This window comes from Kosakonia sp. MUSA4 (assembly GCF_013085925.1).
GTDB classification, from domain to species: domain Bacteria; phylum Pseudomonadota; class Gammaproteobacteria; order Enterobacterales; family Enterobacteriaceae; genus Kosakonia; species Kosakonia sacchari_B.
This window is the reverse complement of the sequence record NZ_CP025697.1, coordinates 2,008,318-2,022,317: the sequence shown is the minus strand read 5'-3', so window position 1 is coordinate 2,022,317 and position 14,000 is coordinate 2,008,318. Positions and strand designations below refer to the sequence as shown.

Annotated in this window: 16 protein-coding genes; 8 read left to right on the top strand and 8 right to left on the bottom strand. The window is 55.2% G+C overall.

The genetic code is table 11. The features are described 5' to 3' along the window. The first annotated feature begins 3 nt into the window (after positions 1-3). The 6 genes from C0557_RS09535 to C0557_RS09510 all read left to right on the top strand — a co-directional run bounded on the left by C0557_RS09535 (position 4) and on the right by C0557_RS09510 (position 6,302). Positions 4-225 (top strand): acyl carrier protein, encoded by a 222-nt coding sequence (locus C0557_RS09535; protein ID WP_035886147.1) that lies wholly within the window; start codon positions 4-6, stop codon positions 223-225. 493 nt (positions 226-718) lie between these two features. Then, a complete protein-coding gene (yeaG, locus tag C0557_RS09530; protein ID WP_074778114.1) occupies positions 719-2,653 on the top strand; it encodes a protein kinase YeaG in 1,935 nt (644 codons plus the stop codon). Positions 2,654-2,718: 65 nt separating this feature from the next. After that, positions 2,719-4,002 (top strand): YeaH/YhbH family protein, encoded by a 1,284-nt coding sequence (locus C0557_RS09525; protein ID WP_208658270.1) that lies wholly within the window; start codon positions 2,719-2,721, stop codon positions 4,000-4,002. A 224-nt stretch (positions 4,003-4,226) separates the two neighbouring features. After that, the gene (locus C0557_RS09520; protein ID WP_208658269.1) at positions 4,227-4,901 is read left to right on the top strand and encodes a class I SAM-dependent methyltransferase; all 675 of its coding nucleotides are present in this window, start codon (positions 4,227-4,229) and stop codon (positions 4,899-4,901) included. Between the two features lie 128 nt (positions 4,902-5,029). After that, entirely contained in the window at positions 5,030-5,533 is a 504-nt protein-coding gene (locus C0557_RS09515) for a YbaK/prolyl-tRNA synthetase associated domain-containing protein (RefSeq protein ID WP_208658268.1), read from the top strand. 322 nt (positions 5,534-5,855) lie between these two features. Next, positions 5,856-6,302, top strand: a complete 447-nt coding sequence (locus tag C0557_RS09510; protein WP_007374583.1) for a DUF441 domain-containing protein — start codon at positions 5,856-5,858, stop codon at positions 6,300-6,302. On the opposite strand, the gene C0557_RS09505 is transcribed toward C0557_RS09510, so the two are convergent. The 5 genes from C0557_RS09505 to C0557_RS09485 all read right to left on the bottom strand — a co-directional run bounded on the left by C0557_RS09505 (position 6,285) and on the right by C0557_RS09485 (position 10,359). Further along, the gene (locus C0557_RS09505; RefSeq protein WP_208658267.1) at positions 6,285-6,977 is read right to left on the bottom strand and encodes an amino acid ABC transporter permease; all 693 of its coding nucleotides are present in this window, start codon (positions 6,975-6,977) and stop codon (positions 6,285-6,287) included. The genes C0557_RS09510 and C0557_RS09505 overlap by 18 nt on opposite strands. Continuing rightward, on the bottom strand, positions 6,967-7,725 hold the full coding sequence (locus C0557_RS09500) for an amino acid ABC transporter permease (RefSeq protein ID WP_208658266.1): 759 nt from the start codon (positions 7,723-7,725) through the stop codon (positions 6,967-6,969). Before C0557_RS09500 ends, C0557_RS09505 begins: the two co-directional genes overlap by 11 nt. Then, a complete protein-coding gene (locus C0557_RS09495) occupies positions 7,725-8,546 on the bottom strand; it encodes an amino acid ABC transporter ATP-binding protein (protein WP_208658265.1) in 822 nt (273 codons plus the stop codon). Before C0557_RS09495 ends, C0557_RS09500 begins: the two co-directional genes overlap by 1 nt. 1 nt (position 8,547) lies before the next feature. Then, a complete protein-coding gene (locus C0557_RS09490) occupies positions 8,548-9,369 on the bottom strand; it encodes an ABC transporter substrate-binding protein (protein WP_208658264.1) in 822 nt (273 codons plus the stop codon). Between the two features lie 204 nt (positions 9,370-9,573). Beyond that, a complete protein-coding gene (locus C0557_RS09485; protein WP_208658263.1) occupies positions 9,574-10,359 on the bottom strand; it encodes a helix-turn-helix domain-containing protein in 786 nt (261 codons plus the stop codon). Positions 10,360-10,458: 99 nt separating this feature from the next. Here C0557_RS09485 and C0557_RS09480 point away from each other — a divergent pair, with 99 nt between their 5' ends. Next, positions 10,459-11,646: a CynX/NimT family MFS transporter gene (locus tag C0557_RS09480; RefSeq protein ID WP_208658262.1), complete on the top strand. Its 1,188-nt coding sequence runs from the start codon at positions 10,459-10,461 to the stop codon at positions 11,644-11,646. A 50-nt stretch (positions 11,647-11,696) separates the two neighbouring features. Here the strand turns inward: C0557_RS09480 and C0557_RS09475 are convergent, their stop codons facing one another. Beyond that, positions 11,697-12,404: a CTP synthase gene (locus C0557_RS09475; RefSeq protein WP_074778091.1), complete on the bottom strand. Its 708-nt coding sequence runs from the start codon at positions 12,402-12,404 to the stop codon at positions 11,697-11,699. 206 nt (positions 12,405-12,610) lie between these two features. On the opposite strand from C0557_RS09475, the gene C0557_RS09470 reads away from it, so the two are divergent. Beyond that, positions 12,611-12,958, top strand: a complete 348-nt coding sequence (locus tag C0557_RS09470) for a DUF488 domain-containing protein (protein WP_208658261.1) — start codon at positions 12,611-12,613, stop codon at positions 12,956-12,958. Here C0557_RS09470 and C0557_RS09465 read toward each other — a convergent pair. Together C0557_RS09465 and C0557_RS09460 are read right to left on the bottom strand one after the other, a co-directional pair. Beyond that, positions 12,955-13,260, bottom strand: a complete 306-nt coding sequence (locus C0557_RS09465) for a hypothetical protein (protein ID WP_064567099.1) — start codon at positions 13,258-13,260, stop codon at positions 12,955-12,957. The two genes, C0557_RS09470 and C0557_RS09465, sit on opposite strands and share 4 nt — an antisense overlap. Before the next feature lie 75 nt (positions 13,261-13,335). After that, positions 13,336-13,581, bottom strand: coding sequence for a DUF333 domain-containing protein (locus C0557_RS09460; RefSeq protein ID WP_208658260.1), 246 nt, complete (start codon positions 13,579-13,581; stop codon positions 13,336-13,338). Positions 13,582-14,000 lie beyond the last annotated feature (419 nt).

The following is a 14,000-nucleotide window of genomic DNA, read 5'->3' as shown; positions in this document are numbered from 1 at the left end:
ACAATGGAACAAGAAATTCTCGCGCTGTTTGAAAAGATTCTGTCCCGCAAAGTGGGCTTTCATGATGAGCTGATCGAGTCCGATATTCTCGACTCTATTCTCGCGGTAGATATGGTTCTGGAAGTGCAGGACGTTTACGGCTGCATGATCCCGCCGACGGAAGTCGCCAGCGTGCTGAAAACGCCCGCCGATTTAGCGCGTTACGTTGAAGAGCACCGCGGCTAATCACACGGGCGTTATGGCATTCAAAGGCTCCTGGCGTTATCGCCCGGAGCTTTTTTTCGTCTTCACAACGAAAGAACCGCCCTCTGTCATCACCCTTTAACACAGTTCACGTAGTTAATATTGTCGCTTGTCTTTGCACTGCGACGAAGTGACCATGACGGCGTCACTTTTTCTTTACTTGCGATTCCGCACATCCTGTAAAAATTTACCAACATTCCCCCGATGCGAAATGTTGGCATTTTCCAACGCAAAAATCCTCTATCAATCATAAAAAATCTGTATAAATCAAATTAAACAGATATTTAATCTAAATGATGGGTAAAAAACGCCCTTCAGCCATCAGAATCTTCGCCAGCGATAACTTGATCAAAGACGGATACACGCTCATAACAGATAGGACGGAGCAGATTTTTTATCCCGTTGGTTTGCGACGCTAAAAGTGGAAAAACTGATAGCTGTAATGTTCCCACAGATTACGAAAGGACGGCATGCCATGAATATATTCGATCACTATCGCCAGCGTTATGAAGCTGCCAAGGACGAAGAGTTCACTCTGCAGGAGTTTCTTGCTATCTGTAAGCAAGATCGCAGCGCCTATGCTAACGCCGCTGAAAGGCTGCTGATGGCTATAGGTGAACCTGTGATGGTAGACACCGCCCAGGAGCCACGGCTTTCCCGTCTCTTTTCTAACCGGGTCATTGGACGCTACCCGGCATTTGAAGAATTTTATGGCATGGAAGAGGCAATCGAACAGATTGTCTCGTACCTCAAACATGCCGCTCAGGGTCTGGAAGAGAAGAAACAGATTCTCTATTTACTCGGTCCGGTAGGCGGCGGGAAATCGTCACTGGCTGAACGGCTGAAATCCTTAATGCAGCGGGTGCCGATTTACGTGCTGAGCGCCAATGGCGAACGCAGCCCGGTAAACGACCATCCTCTGTGCCTGTTTAACCCGCAGGAAGATGCGCAGATCCTCGAGAAAGAGTACAGTGTTCCGCGTCGCTATCTCGGCACCATTATGTCGCCGTGGGCAGCCAAACGTCTGCACGAATTCGGCGGTGACATCAGCAAATTCCGCGTGGTCAAAGTGTGGCCGTCGATTCTGGAACAGATCGCCATCGCCAAAACCGAACCGGGTGATGAAAACAACCAGGACATCTCCGCGCTGGTGGGTAAAGTGGATATCCGCAAGCTGGAAAACCACGCGCAAAACGATCCGGATGCTTACGGTTATTCCGGCGCGCTGTGCCGGGCAAACCAGGGGGTCATGGAATTCGTCGAAATGTTCAAAGCGCCGATCAAGGTGCTGCACCCACTGCTGACCGCCACGCAGGAGGGGAACTATAACGGTACGGAAGGCATCTCCGCCCTGCCATTTAACGGCATTATTCTCGCCCACTCGAACGAATCGGAATGGGTGCAGTTCCGTAACAACAAAAACAATGAAGCGTTCCTTGACCGTGTCTACATCGTCAAGGTGCCTTATTGCCTGCGCATCTCGGAAGAGATGAAAATTTACGAAAAACTGCTCAATCACAGTGAGCTGTCCCATGCGCCATGCGCGCCGGGCACGCTGGAAACACTGGCGCGTTTCTCGATCCTGTCGCGTCTGAAAGAGCCGGAAAACTCGAGCATCTACTCGAAAATGCGGGTCTACGACGGTGAAAGCCTGAAAGACACCGATCCGAAAGCCAAATCATACCAGGAGTACCGCGATTACGCCGGTGTCGATGAAGGGATGAACGGCCTGTCGACGCGTTTCGCCTTTAAGATCCTCTCCCGCGTGTTTAACTTTGATCATGTGGAAGTGGCGGCCAACCCGGTGCATCTGTTCTACGTACTGGAGCAGCAAATTGAGCGCGAGCAGTTCCCGCAAGAGCTGGCAGAGCGTTACCTGGAGTTCCTGAAAGGCTATCTGATCCCGAAATACGCCGAGTTTATTGGCAAAGAGATCCAGACCGCGTACCTGGAATCCTACTCCGAATATGGGCAGAACATTTTCGACCGTTATGTCACCTATGCGGATTTCTGGATCCAGGATCAGGAGTATCGCGACCCGGATACCGGCCAGTTGTTTGACCGTGAATCCCTGAACGCGGAACTGGAAAAAATCGAGAAACCGGCCGGGATCAGCAACCCGAAAGACTTCCGTAACGAAATCGTCAATTTTGTGCTGCGCGCCCGCGCCAACAACAACGGCCGCAACCCGAACTGGACCAGTTACGAAAAACTGCGCACGGTCATCGAGAAGAAAATGTTCTCGAATACCGAAGAGCTTTTGCCGGTCATTTCGTTTAATGCCAAAACCTCAACCGACGAGCAGAAAAAGCATGACGACTTTGTCGATCGTATGATGGAAAAAGGCTACACCCGCAAGCAGGTTCGCCTGCTCTGCGAATGGTATCTGCGTGTTCGTAAATCATCATAACGACAATCAGGCCGTGCCCTGCGCGCGGCCTGTTGCAAAGTTGGCATACGCAGCGGGAGGCACTAATGACCTGGTTCATTGACCGACGTCTGAACGGCAAAAACAAAAGCACGGTTAACCGCCAGCGATTTTTACGCCGTTATAAAGCACAAATAAAACAGTCGATTTCCGAAGCCATTAACAAACGCTCGGTGACCGACGTGGAGAACGGCGAGTCTGTCTCCATCCCAACGGAAGATATCAGCGAACCGATGTTTCATCAGGGGCGCGGCGGCTTACGTCATCGCGTGCATCCGGGAAACGATCATTTTGTGCAGAACGACCGTATCGAACGCCCGCAAGGCGGCGGTGGCGGTTCCGGTAGCGGCCAGGGTGAAGCCAGCCCTGACGGCGAAGGCCAGGATGAATTCGTCTTCCAGATTTCCAAAGATGAGTACCTCGATCTGCTGTTTGAGGATCTGGCGCTGCCGAACCTGAAACAAAACCAGCAACGGCAGCTTAATGAATTTAAAACGCACCGCGCTGGCTACACCGCCAACGGTGTACCGGCGAACATCAGCGTCGTGCGATCGCTGCAAAATTCACTCGCCCGTCGAACGGCGATGACGGCCGGGAAACGCCGTGAATTGCGCGAACTGGAAAGCAGTCTCGAAACGGTGGAGAAAAGCGAACCGGCACAGTTACTTGAAGAGGAGCGTTTACGTAAAGAGATTGCGGAACTGCGCGCAAAAATCGAGCGTGTGCCCTTTATCGACACCTTTGATTTACGCTACAAAAACTACGAAAAACGCCCGGAACCTTCCAGTCAGGCGGTGATGTTTTGCCTGATGGACGTCTCCGGTTCAATGGATCAGGCCACCAAAGATATGGCCAAACGTTTTTACATCCTGCTCTATCTGTTCCTGAGCCGGACCTATAAAAACGTGGAAGTGGTTTATATCCGCCATCATACGCAGGCAAAAGAAGTGGATGAGCATGAGTTCTTCTACTCGCAGGAAACGGGCGGCACTATCGTTTCCAGCGCCCTGAAACTGATGGATGAAGTGGTCAAAGAGCGTTACGACCCGGCGCAGTGGAATATCTATGCCGCGCAGGCGTCGGACGGCGATAACTGGGCGGACGACTCACCGCTGTGTCACGAAATTCTGGCGAAGAAAATCCTGCCAGTGGTGCGTTACTACAGCTACATAGAGATCACCCGCCGGGCGCACCAGACGCTGTGGCGCGAGTATGAACATCTGCAAACGATGTTCGATAACTTCGCCATCCAGCATATCCGCGATCAGGAAGATATCTACCCGGTCTTCCGCGAACTGTTTCACAAGCAAACGGCAGCATCAGGTAATTAACCACACACATCAGCCAGTCAGGGCCGCCCGGCTGGCTGATTTTCTTCAGGCGCTCCTTTCCCGCAATCCCATCTATTCTGCTCGCTCCGGGCTAATCCACGAATTGCCCTACAAAAGCGCGGCTATTTCCCCCCTTGTAAGCAAAGAAATGTGGCACATTTTACGCACGACAAATCGTGGCGTTCTCTTTCGTCGCGAAAGACAAATTGACAGGAACCGAGCGTATGATCGACCTTGAGGACTTAAAAGTATTTATACAGAACCCTGAAATTAAAGGGATTATTGATACCGTCTGGGACGATCTGGGAGAAGCCTTCGTGCAAGCGCAGGCCATCCTGCCCGCTGAAAAAGCGATGCCGCGCCGGGAACTCTCTTTTCACGATCACGTTAAGCTGCTCGGTTATCTTTGCTGGTTGGTGAATAATGCCAATGCCGCTGGCGACATTATTGAAATCGGCGTCTGGAAGGGCAAATCCAGCGCCTTTATGAATGCCCTCTGTCAGGGTAATCGCCGCATTATCAGTATCGACCCGATGGAATTGACGAACCAGCCTCTGGAGCTGGGTTTCTACCACGAGCATATTTTCCCGCAAGTCACGCTGATACGCGGTTATTCACAACACTGTATTGAACGGGTAATGGCGCTGGAGCCGAAAACCATTCTGCTGCATATTGACGGCGGCCACCTGAAAGAGCATGTTCTTACCGATTTCCTGCTGTATGCGCCAACCGTGGTCAGCGGTGGATTTATTGTGTTCGATGATTATCGTGACTTCATTTACTCTCCGGAAGTCGGACCCGCAGTTGACCTGCTGCGCGCAGGCGGCTTCTTTAACGGATTCGACGTTATTGGTAGCGTTCCGGGCTTTGAAAACAGCTACCTTTTGCAAAAAAAATAAACAGTACACACAAAGCGTTGTTTGTAGTGCTTGTATTTTTTCGCCGCCCTTCGGGGCGGCTTTTTTATTCTCATCGTCCGGCGGGTGGATTATGCTTTCACTTTTACTGTTTGTTATCGGGAGAGATCATGTCTGAAATTGCCAGCCGCGACGTCCACCAGCATCTGTTGACGCTGCTTGCACAGCAACAAGCGCGTTTTCAGGTCGTCGAGCACGACGCCGTCGGTAAATGCGAAGCGGTCAGTGAAATTCGTGGCACCGCCCTGGGCCAGGGCGCCAAAGCGCTGGTGTGCAAAATTAAAGGGAACGGCGTGAAAAAGCATGTGCTGGCGATCCTTGCCGCCGATCTGCAAGCCGATCTCAGCCGCCTGGCGCTCCATTTTGGTGGGCTGAAAGCCTCGCTGGCCAGTCCGCTGGAAGTGGAGGAACTCACCGCCTGCGTCTTCGGCGCGATTCCGCCGTTTAGCTTTCATCCGGATCTGCACCTGGTGGCCGACCCGGTGCTGTTTCAGCGCTTTGACGATATCGCCTTCAACGCCGGTCTGCTGGAAAAATCAGTGATTATGGATACCCAGGACTATCTGCGCATTGCGCAGCCGGAGATTGTCGATTTCCGCCGTCTGTCCGCGTAATGGGCCGGTTACCACTCCGAGCGTTCCAGTATTAACACGCAAATCACCAGCCCAACGGCCAGCGTCGTAAACAGTGCGGTAAGAATATAGATATCTGATGGCATGATGGCGGCTCGCAGTTGCCTGAAATTTCACCCGTCGATGCGCTATTCATAAGCACCGAACATGACTGATTCATGACAGATTGACAGGATTTACGTAAAAAAATCGCCACGCGCTCTGGCAACTGCCCGAAATTAGCCGTGCGAAAGAAAAAAGCCTGCCTCATCATCCGTTTATGCGTAGAGTGAACAGGCTTCTTTTTTTGGCAAGGAACCTCTGCATGTTTGATAGCACGCTGTTTATTTTGCTCGCGCTCGCCGCGCTGGGATTTGTCAGCCACAACACCACCGTCGCCGTCTCCATTCTGGTGCTGATTATTGTCCGCATTACGCCGCTGAACACCTTCTTCCCGTGGATAGAAAAACAGGGACTGACGGTAGGGATTATTATTCTGACGATTGGCGTGATGGCGCCGATTGCCAGCGGCTCGCTGCCGCCGTCCACCCTGCTGCACTCCTTCGTCAACTGGAAGTCGCTGGTGGCCATTGCGGTGGGTATCTTCGTCTCGTGGCTCGGCGGGCGCGGCGTGACATTAATGAGTACGCAGCCATCGCTGGTGGCAGGCCTGCTGGTCGGCACCGTGCTGGGCGTGGCCCTGTTCCGGGGCGTTCCGGTCGGACCACTGATTGCTGCCGGGCTGGTGTCGCTGCTAATTGGCCGGCAGTGAATAACGACGCTGGTGGCGTTTGACGGCAAACTCCAGCGCGCTGCACAGCAGGTAGTAGACCAGACCGGTAAAGATAAACAGCGCCGCAGGGTAGACCTGCACGCGGTTATTCACCTGCCCGGCCACGGTGGTCAGCTCCGGCACGTTGACGATAAATGCCAGCGAGGTGTCCTTCAGCAGCGCGACCAGCAACCCCACGAATGAGGGCAGCGCGTTGCGTAACGCCTGCGGCAGCAGCACCAGCCGCAGGGTTTGCACGCTGCTAAAACCGCTGCTCAGCGCCGCTTCGTACTGGCCGTCCGGCAACGCGCCCAACGCCGCCAGCGTCGAATACATTACCGATGCCGAGGTAAACCACGCCAGCGCCAGCGTCACGGTCACCGCGCCGGGCAGATCGGTTCCCGTCAGCCACGGCAGTAAAAACCACAGCCAGAAAATCACAAAGATCAGCGGAATGCCGCGGATAATCTCCGCCCATAGGAATAGCACCCTGCGCGGCCAGCCGCGAAAGTGCCAGGCGCAACAGGCCAGCAGCACGCCGCCGGGAAAGGCCAGCGCCGCCGCGCCAAAAGTCATCAGCAGCGAGAGCACTACCCCGCCGGGTTCGCCCTGGGCCGCTCGTCCCCACAACAGATAATCGAGGTTATCGGTGATAACAGTAACGTTAGCGATCATGCTGACCTCCCGCCGCGCGGCGTAAAATCCGCCAGCTTTGCGACACATTAAACAGCACGCTCATCACCAGCCCCAGCAGTAGATAGAGCACGCTACCAATGGCAAACGCTTCCAGCGCATGCGCGTTGTAACTTTCGATCTGCCGCGTCTGGTAGGTCAGCTCACCAAGGCCAATCCCGGTGGCCAGCGAGGAGAGTTTCATCAGGTTGAGATATTGCCCCACCACCGGTTGCCAGGCATTGCGCAAGCCCTGCGGCAACAGTACCCAGCGAAACAGCGCCAGCGGGCTGAACCCTTGCGACTCGGCCGCTTCAATTTGCCCGCGCGGTACTGCGTGCAGCCCGGCCTGAATCTCTTCCACCAGAAATGCAGCGGTAAACAGCCCTAACGCCCAGGCGGAGGAGAGAAATTCCGGGGTAAACCACCAGACATTTCCTGGCAGAATGCTGAATGCATGGTCGTCATTAACGTACTGGCGAAAACTCAGCGGTAACAGGTTCCAGGCGGCGAAATACCAGAACAGCAACTGCACCAGCAAAGGCGTGTTGCGAAATAGCGAAACCCACACCGCCACCACTGCGCGCCCTGCTTTGCCGCCGGTCAACCGCAGCGCCAGCAGCAGCACCGTCAGCGCCGTCGCCAGCAGCATACCGGCGAGGGTGACCCAAATGGTGGTGAGAAAACCGGAGACGATCCATTGCGCGGGCTGCCCGGTCAGCACGCCCGCCCAGTCGAGATGCAGCGCCATCACAACTCCTTGTTATCTGCGTGCAGTGGGTTGAGCACTTTTTGCAGGAAACGCTGCGCGCGCGGGTGTTGCGGCGCGGAGAAGAACTGCGCCGGCGCCGCCTGTTCCAGGATCTCGCCGCCGTCGATAAAGATCACCCGATCGGCGATTTCACGGGCAAACTGCATCTCGTGGGTGACGACAATCAGCGTGATGCCGCTGTGCGCCAGCGATTTCATCACCTGCAACACTTCGCCAATCATCTCCGGATCCAGCGCCGAGGTCGGTTCATCAAACAGAATGATATGCGGATCGGCCGCCAGCGTGCGGGCAATCGCCACCCGCTGCTGCTGGCCGCCAGAAAGCTGTGAGGGAAAGTGATGCGCTTTATCCTGCAACCCCACTCGCGCCAGTAGCGCCAGCGCGATAGCCTGCGCGTCGCCGGCACTTTTACCGTGAATGTGCCGCAGCGCCAGCGTGATATTGTCCAGCGCGTTGAGGTGTGCATAGAGGTTGAATTGCTGAAAGACGAAACCGACATGGCGACGCAATTCACGCAGCGCGCGCCCGGAGAATGTGCTGGTAGGTTGGCCATCAACCTCAATCTCGCCGCTGCTCAGGGTTTCAAGCTGGTTGATCAGGCGGATCAGGGTGGATTTGCCGGAGCCAGAGGGACCGCACACCGCCAGCACTTCGCCAGCGGCGACCTGTAAATCAATGCCATTCAGCACCACATTATCGCCATAGCGTTTCGTGACGCCGCGAAATGTCACCGTTCCTTTTTGCACGGGAAACACCTCCGTGGCAGGAGCCACAGAGGCGGAAAACAGACCTGACAGCATATTACTTCGCTTCTATTTTAAAGCTGCGTGGAGCCGGAGTTTTGGTTTGCGGGCCGAACCAGGTATCGTAGATTTTTGCCGCGTCGCCGCTCTTCTCAAGGTTCACCAGTTCATCATTCACCGCTTTCAGCAGCGCGGTTTCACCTTTCCCCACCCCGACGCCAATCTCCTCTTTCGACAGCAGATCCGGCAGGATTTTGAATTTGGCTTTGTCCGGCGCTTCCGCCAGTAACCCGGCCAGAATGGTGCTGTCCTGCGTAATCGCCTGCACGTTGCCATTACGCAGCGCGGTCAGCGCCAGTGGGATATCGTCATAGGCCAGCACGCGGGATTGCGGGAAGCGCTGATGCAGCGTCTGTTCGCCGGTGGTGCCTTTCACTGCGCCGATGCGTGCTTTGCTGTAGGCCTCCAGTTTATCGGCAGCCGTTGCCGGTACGAGGAACTGCTGGCCGGTAACAAAGTACGGCGTGGAGAAGTCAATCACCTGCGCACGTTCCGGGGTGATGGTGATATCCGCAACAATCAGATCCACCTTGCCGGATTGCAACAGCGGAATGCGGTTCGCCGGATTGGTCGCGACCAGCTCCAGTTTTACCCCGAGGCTTTTCGCCAGCGCTTTGGCAAAATCGACGTCATAACCGACAATATCGTGCGATTTCGGGTCAATCGCGCCAAACGGCGGGTTGGCATCGAAGGTCGCCACTTTGACGACGCCAGCGGCTTTGATATCCGCCAGTTTGTCGGCATGCGCAGAAAATGAGAGTGCGGAAAGGAGTGTCAGCGCGCTAAGCGCGGTGATTTTTGTGTGTAATGAGGTTGCCATGCTTATCCTTATGCCCTGTTATTGTGGTGATTTCAGCGCTAAAGTCACATAACCCCATTCATCAGACAAATATCAAAAAGTGCATTGATTATCTGAAAATATTATTAAAAACAGATGCACCATATAAATCTCTTATCCGTCATCACTCCACAGAACAAACCCACTAAGACCTTATAAACGCAAGGGAATAGAGAGCAGAAAATATTACTCTGCGCCGAGTGCAGCCAGATAACGCCCCGGCGTCTGACCCAGCCCTTTTTTGAACATGGTAATAAATGCCGTGGTTGAGTCGTACCCCAGCGTCTGAGCGGCTTGCTGTACGGACTGGCCGCTAATCAGCCGTTGCAGGGCGAGGATCAACTGCATCTGATGTCGCCAGCGGCGAAAACTTAAGCCTGTCTCCCGAACCACCAGCCGCGCCAGGTTACGCTCGCTCATGGCGAACACCTGCGCCCACTGCGCCAGCGTTTGTCGCTCAGCCGGGCTGGACTCCATATGATCGACCATCTGGCGGATCTTCGGGTGTGCGGAAACGGGAAGCTGCAACTGCATCTGCGGTTGATCCGGCAATTCATCAAACAGCACTTGTACCAGCCGCTGCGTGGCAGGCTGGCGTCGCTGCGTTGGCGTTCGTGCGGCAAGCGCCATAATCAACTCGCGCACCAGCGGCGAGATCTTCAACGTACAGCAATGCTCCGGCATCACCACTGACCAGGGTTCGATAAATAAAAAGCAGAGCTGCGCGTTGGGAGTGGCGTGATTACTGTGCGACACCCCACCGGGCAGCCACATGGCATGGTGCGGCGGCACCATCCAGCGGGCATGTTCAACTTCGCAGGTGATGGCCCCTTTCAGCGCCAGAATCAGTTGCCCCTTGCGGTGATAATGCGCAGGAATGCGCTGCTCTTCTGCCGCAACGGTGATACGAAAAGCCACCGCCGCTTCCTGCTGGCTATCGGGATCGTAGCCGCCCAGTCCGAGTCCGTGCATTAAGTTGTCCGAATTTAGCGATAAACTGTCATTTTAGCTTGATTAAAACCGAAGAAAAAACCGCTATCGTAGCGGTCTGTTGTTTATCAAGAGAATACAATGACCACTCGCCTTTCCTCCCGTGGGCAACAAGGGGTACTGCTGATTGCCGGTATCCTGATGATTGCGACCACGTTACGCGTCACGTTTACCGGCGCGGCACCGTTGCTCGACGCCATTCGTGCAGAATATGGTTTAAGTACCGCACAAACCGGCATGCTTACCACGCTGCCGCTGCTGGCGTTTGCGCTGATCTCTCCGCTGGCTGCCGGTGTCGCCCGCCGTTTCGGCATGGAGCGCAGCCTGTTTGCTGCTATGGTGCTGATTTGTCTTGGCATCGCCACCCGTTCCCTGCCGTCCTCCGCACTGCTGTTTGTTGGCACGGCGGTGATTGGTTGCGGTATCGCACTCGGCAACGTGCTGTTGCCGGGTATGCTGAAGCGTGACTTCGCCGGGCATGTGGCGAAACTAACCGGCGCTTACTCCCTGACGATGGGCACGTCTGCGGCGCTCGGCTCTGCACTGGTGGTTCCGCTGGCGCAGAGCGGCGCGGGCTGGCACGGCGCATTGCTGATGCTGATGGTGTTTCCGCTGCTCGCGCTGCTGCTGTGGCTGCCTCAACTGCGTCGAGGTGCACCGGCGCAGATCAGCGCTTCCGGTGCGCTGCACAGTCGGGGGATCTGGCGCTCGGCGCTGGCCTGGCAGGTCACGCTGTTCCTCGGTATCAACTCGCTGATTTATTACATTATTATTGGCTGGTTACCGTCGATTTTGCTGACTCAGGGGTTTAGTGAAGCGCAGGCCGGTTCCCTGCACGGTGTTTTGCAACTGGCGACCGCCGCGCCGGGCTTACTGGTGCCGGTTTTCCTGCACCGGCTGAAAGATCAGCGCGGCATCGCGGCGCTGGTGGCGCTTCTGTGCGCGGTGGGTTCGCTGGGATTATGGTTACTGCCAGCACACGCCGTGCTGTGGACGATTATTTTTGGTTTTGGCTCCGGCGCGACGATGATCCTCGGCCTTACTTTTATCGGCCTGCGCGCCAGTTCCGCACATCAGGCGGCAGCCCTCTCCGGGATGGCGCAGTCGGTCGGTTACCTGCTGGCAGCCTGCGGCCCGCCGTTAATGGGGAAAATTCACGATGCCAGCGGCGACTGGCACCTTCCGTTACTGGCATGTACCGTGCTGGCAGTGGTAATGGCGGTGTGCGGCGCGTTTGCAGGCCGCGATCGGGAAATTATTTCCCGCTAAACAGCGCGCCATCCGGCCGGATACCGGATGGTGCGTAAGAGGTCCATGGCTTATTCGCAGGCGGCGCGCAGCATCGCCTGCACCAGCGGTGAAGGTCGCCCTGCCAGCGCAGCGCGTTCATGCTGGAACAACGTGGCGACAAAGAACGGGTGCGTCACCAGTTCCACCGCGCGGATTTCGCCCTCTTCATCCCAACCGGTCACGCGCAGATCGCCGTTCTCCAGTTCGCGGGCAAACTCTGCCGAAACGCCAAAGCTGCAACGGTACGCCTCTTCCACCACATCACGGCCATACGCGCGGGCAATCAGCGTATTCGGTCGCAGCTCGATGGTACCGGTTTGATCCACCAGCGCGCAGGTCAGCGCAGAGATCACCATCCGCCCTTCGTTTTCCGTTTCAGCATGTGCAGCGTCGCTCCAGCCCAGCACATTACGGGCATATTCGATCACCGCATGCTGGAAACCGCCGCAGGTGCCGAGGAACGGCACGGCATTTTCTCGCGCATACTGAATGGCGATAAACGCGCCACGGGCATTTTTATAAGGGCTTCCCGGCACCACCCAGATGGCATCGTAGCCGACCAGATCTTCGGCGCTGTTAATTTCGCTGGTCGGTAACCAGTCGTAATCAGCGGTAATTTCCAGTACGGCAGCGGCGTCATCAATCGCCAGCGGAATCGCCTGATGAGCAACAATGTCATGGCTGTAATCGCCGACCAGTGCGATACGCAGTGTTTTTTTCGGAGGGATATGATGCATGAGTGTGTCCTTATGCCGGGGCAAATAACGAATAACATAAGGAACATCACACTAGCTGTCTTTTACTGGAATCACAACACCTTAAAATTGAGATCATGTATCACGCGGAAAAATGAAATAATCTTTTGCGCAAGGACAAATTATCAGGAGCCACCCGCGCAACAATGACCGGCACTGATTGCCTGGGTTGAAGAGAGGGAGAAGCCATGATCCAATGTAAACGTGTTTATGACGCCGCCAGCGACGACGATGGTTACCGGGTGCTGGTGGACCGGCTCTGGCCGCGCGGCGTAAAAAAAACCGATCTGCGTTTTGATGAATGGAACAAAACGCTGGCGCCATCAACGGAGCTGCGCAAAGCCTTTCACGGCGAGGTGCTCGATTTCGCCAGCTTCAGCGAAGCCTATCGCAAAGAGCTGGATGGGCAAAAAACGGCAGGTGAACAGCTCGCGGCGCGGGGTAAAAAGGGCACCGTTACGCTGTTATACGCGGCGAAAAACGGGGCGCAGAATCATGCCATCGTGCTGGCTGAATGGCTGCGCTCGTTGACTTAGTCGATTACCCGCTCGCGCAGATCCTGCGGTTCGCTATCGGGTTGCAGCGGCATCAGATGCTCAGCCCGGATAAAAGCAAAGCCCTGCTGACCATCGAAAGCGGTGACATTTCCGGTGACCAGCCACAGCGCCCTGCCGACGTTGCGCGGCATTTCAGTGATGACACCGTTAACGGGGTTTAAAAAACGTTCTCCCGGCTGGCACAGGCCGAACAGTTCAACGGCTTTACCAATATTGCAGCGACCATTGGCGGTCTGGGCGCCAATCACTAAGGCCTGGCTGCCCGCTCGTAGCTGAAACATACTTCTCTGGTACTCTCGCAACAGTAAAATGAGATTAATCCGAAAGCGAAGTTTACCCTGGGCTGCCCGCTGCTGTCACGATCCGGATTGCGGATGATCGCGACGCCACAGAGACCATTCATCGATCACCTCACCGTTCGGCAATTTGCACTCGGTGCGCACACCCTGCGGGCTCTGCACCGGCACCCGCTGCCCGCCCTTCTGCTGGCAGTACAGCGCCGCCGGATTGGCTTTACCGATCTGCGGCGGCAGCGGCGCATCGGGTTTCGTTGCGGAGCAAGCGGTCACTAAAAACGGCAAAACCCATAAAACATAGCGCATGATTTTTTTCCTTAGGTTCGGGCGAAATCGCTCTTCAGCATAGCCTCAAGCCGGGGGTATCTCCATGATTTCTCCATTCTTACTGCACTTTTGGTCATTATAGTGAGTCTCGTTCTCACCCATGACCAAGAGAACATCATTCCGTAATCAATGAGTTTTTGCCCCGCTTCATCAACGGGGCTTTTTTTTTATTTTCCCCTGCCAGCTTTAGTGGCCCCCGCCCCCCGATATATCAAATGTTCTGTTTTCATGATGTAATGTCGCGCGTTTGCGAGAGTGGTAATGTATCGGGTGAAAAAAATAAAAAGAAAAAACCCTTTCCCCGTCTCGATTAAGCTTATTGACCCCCATGGATAGCTTGAGAAAAATCTGATTTTCTTCTATCTCTTATACAATTCATTTCTGGCGAATATCGCCGG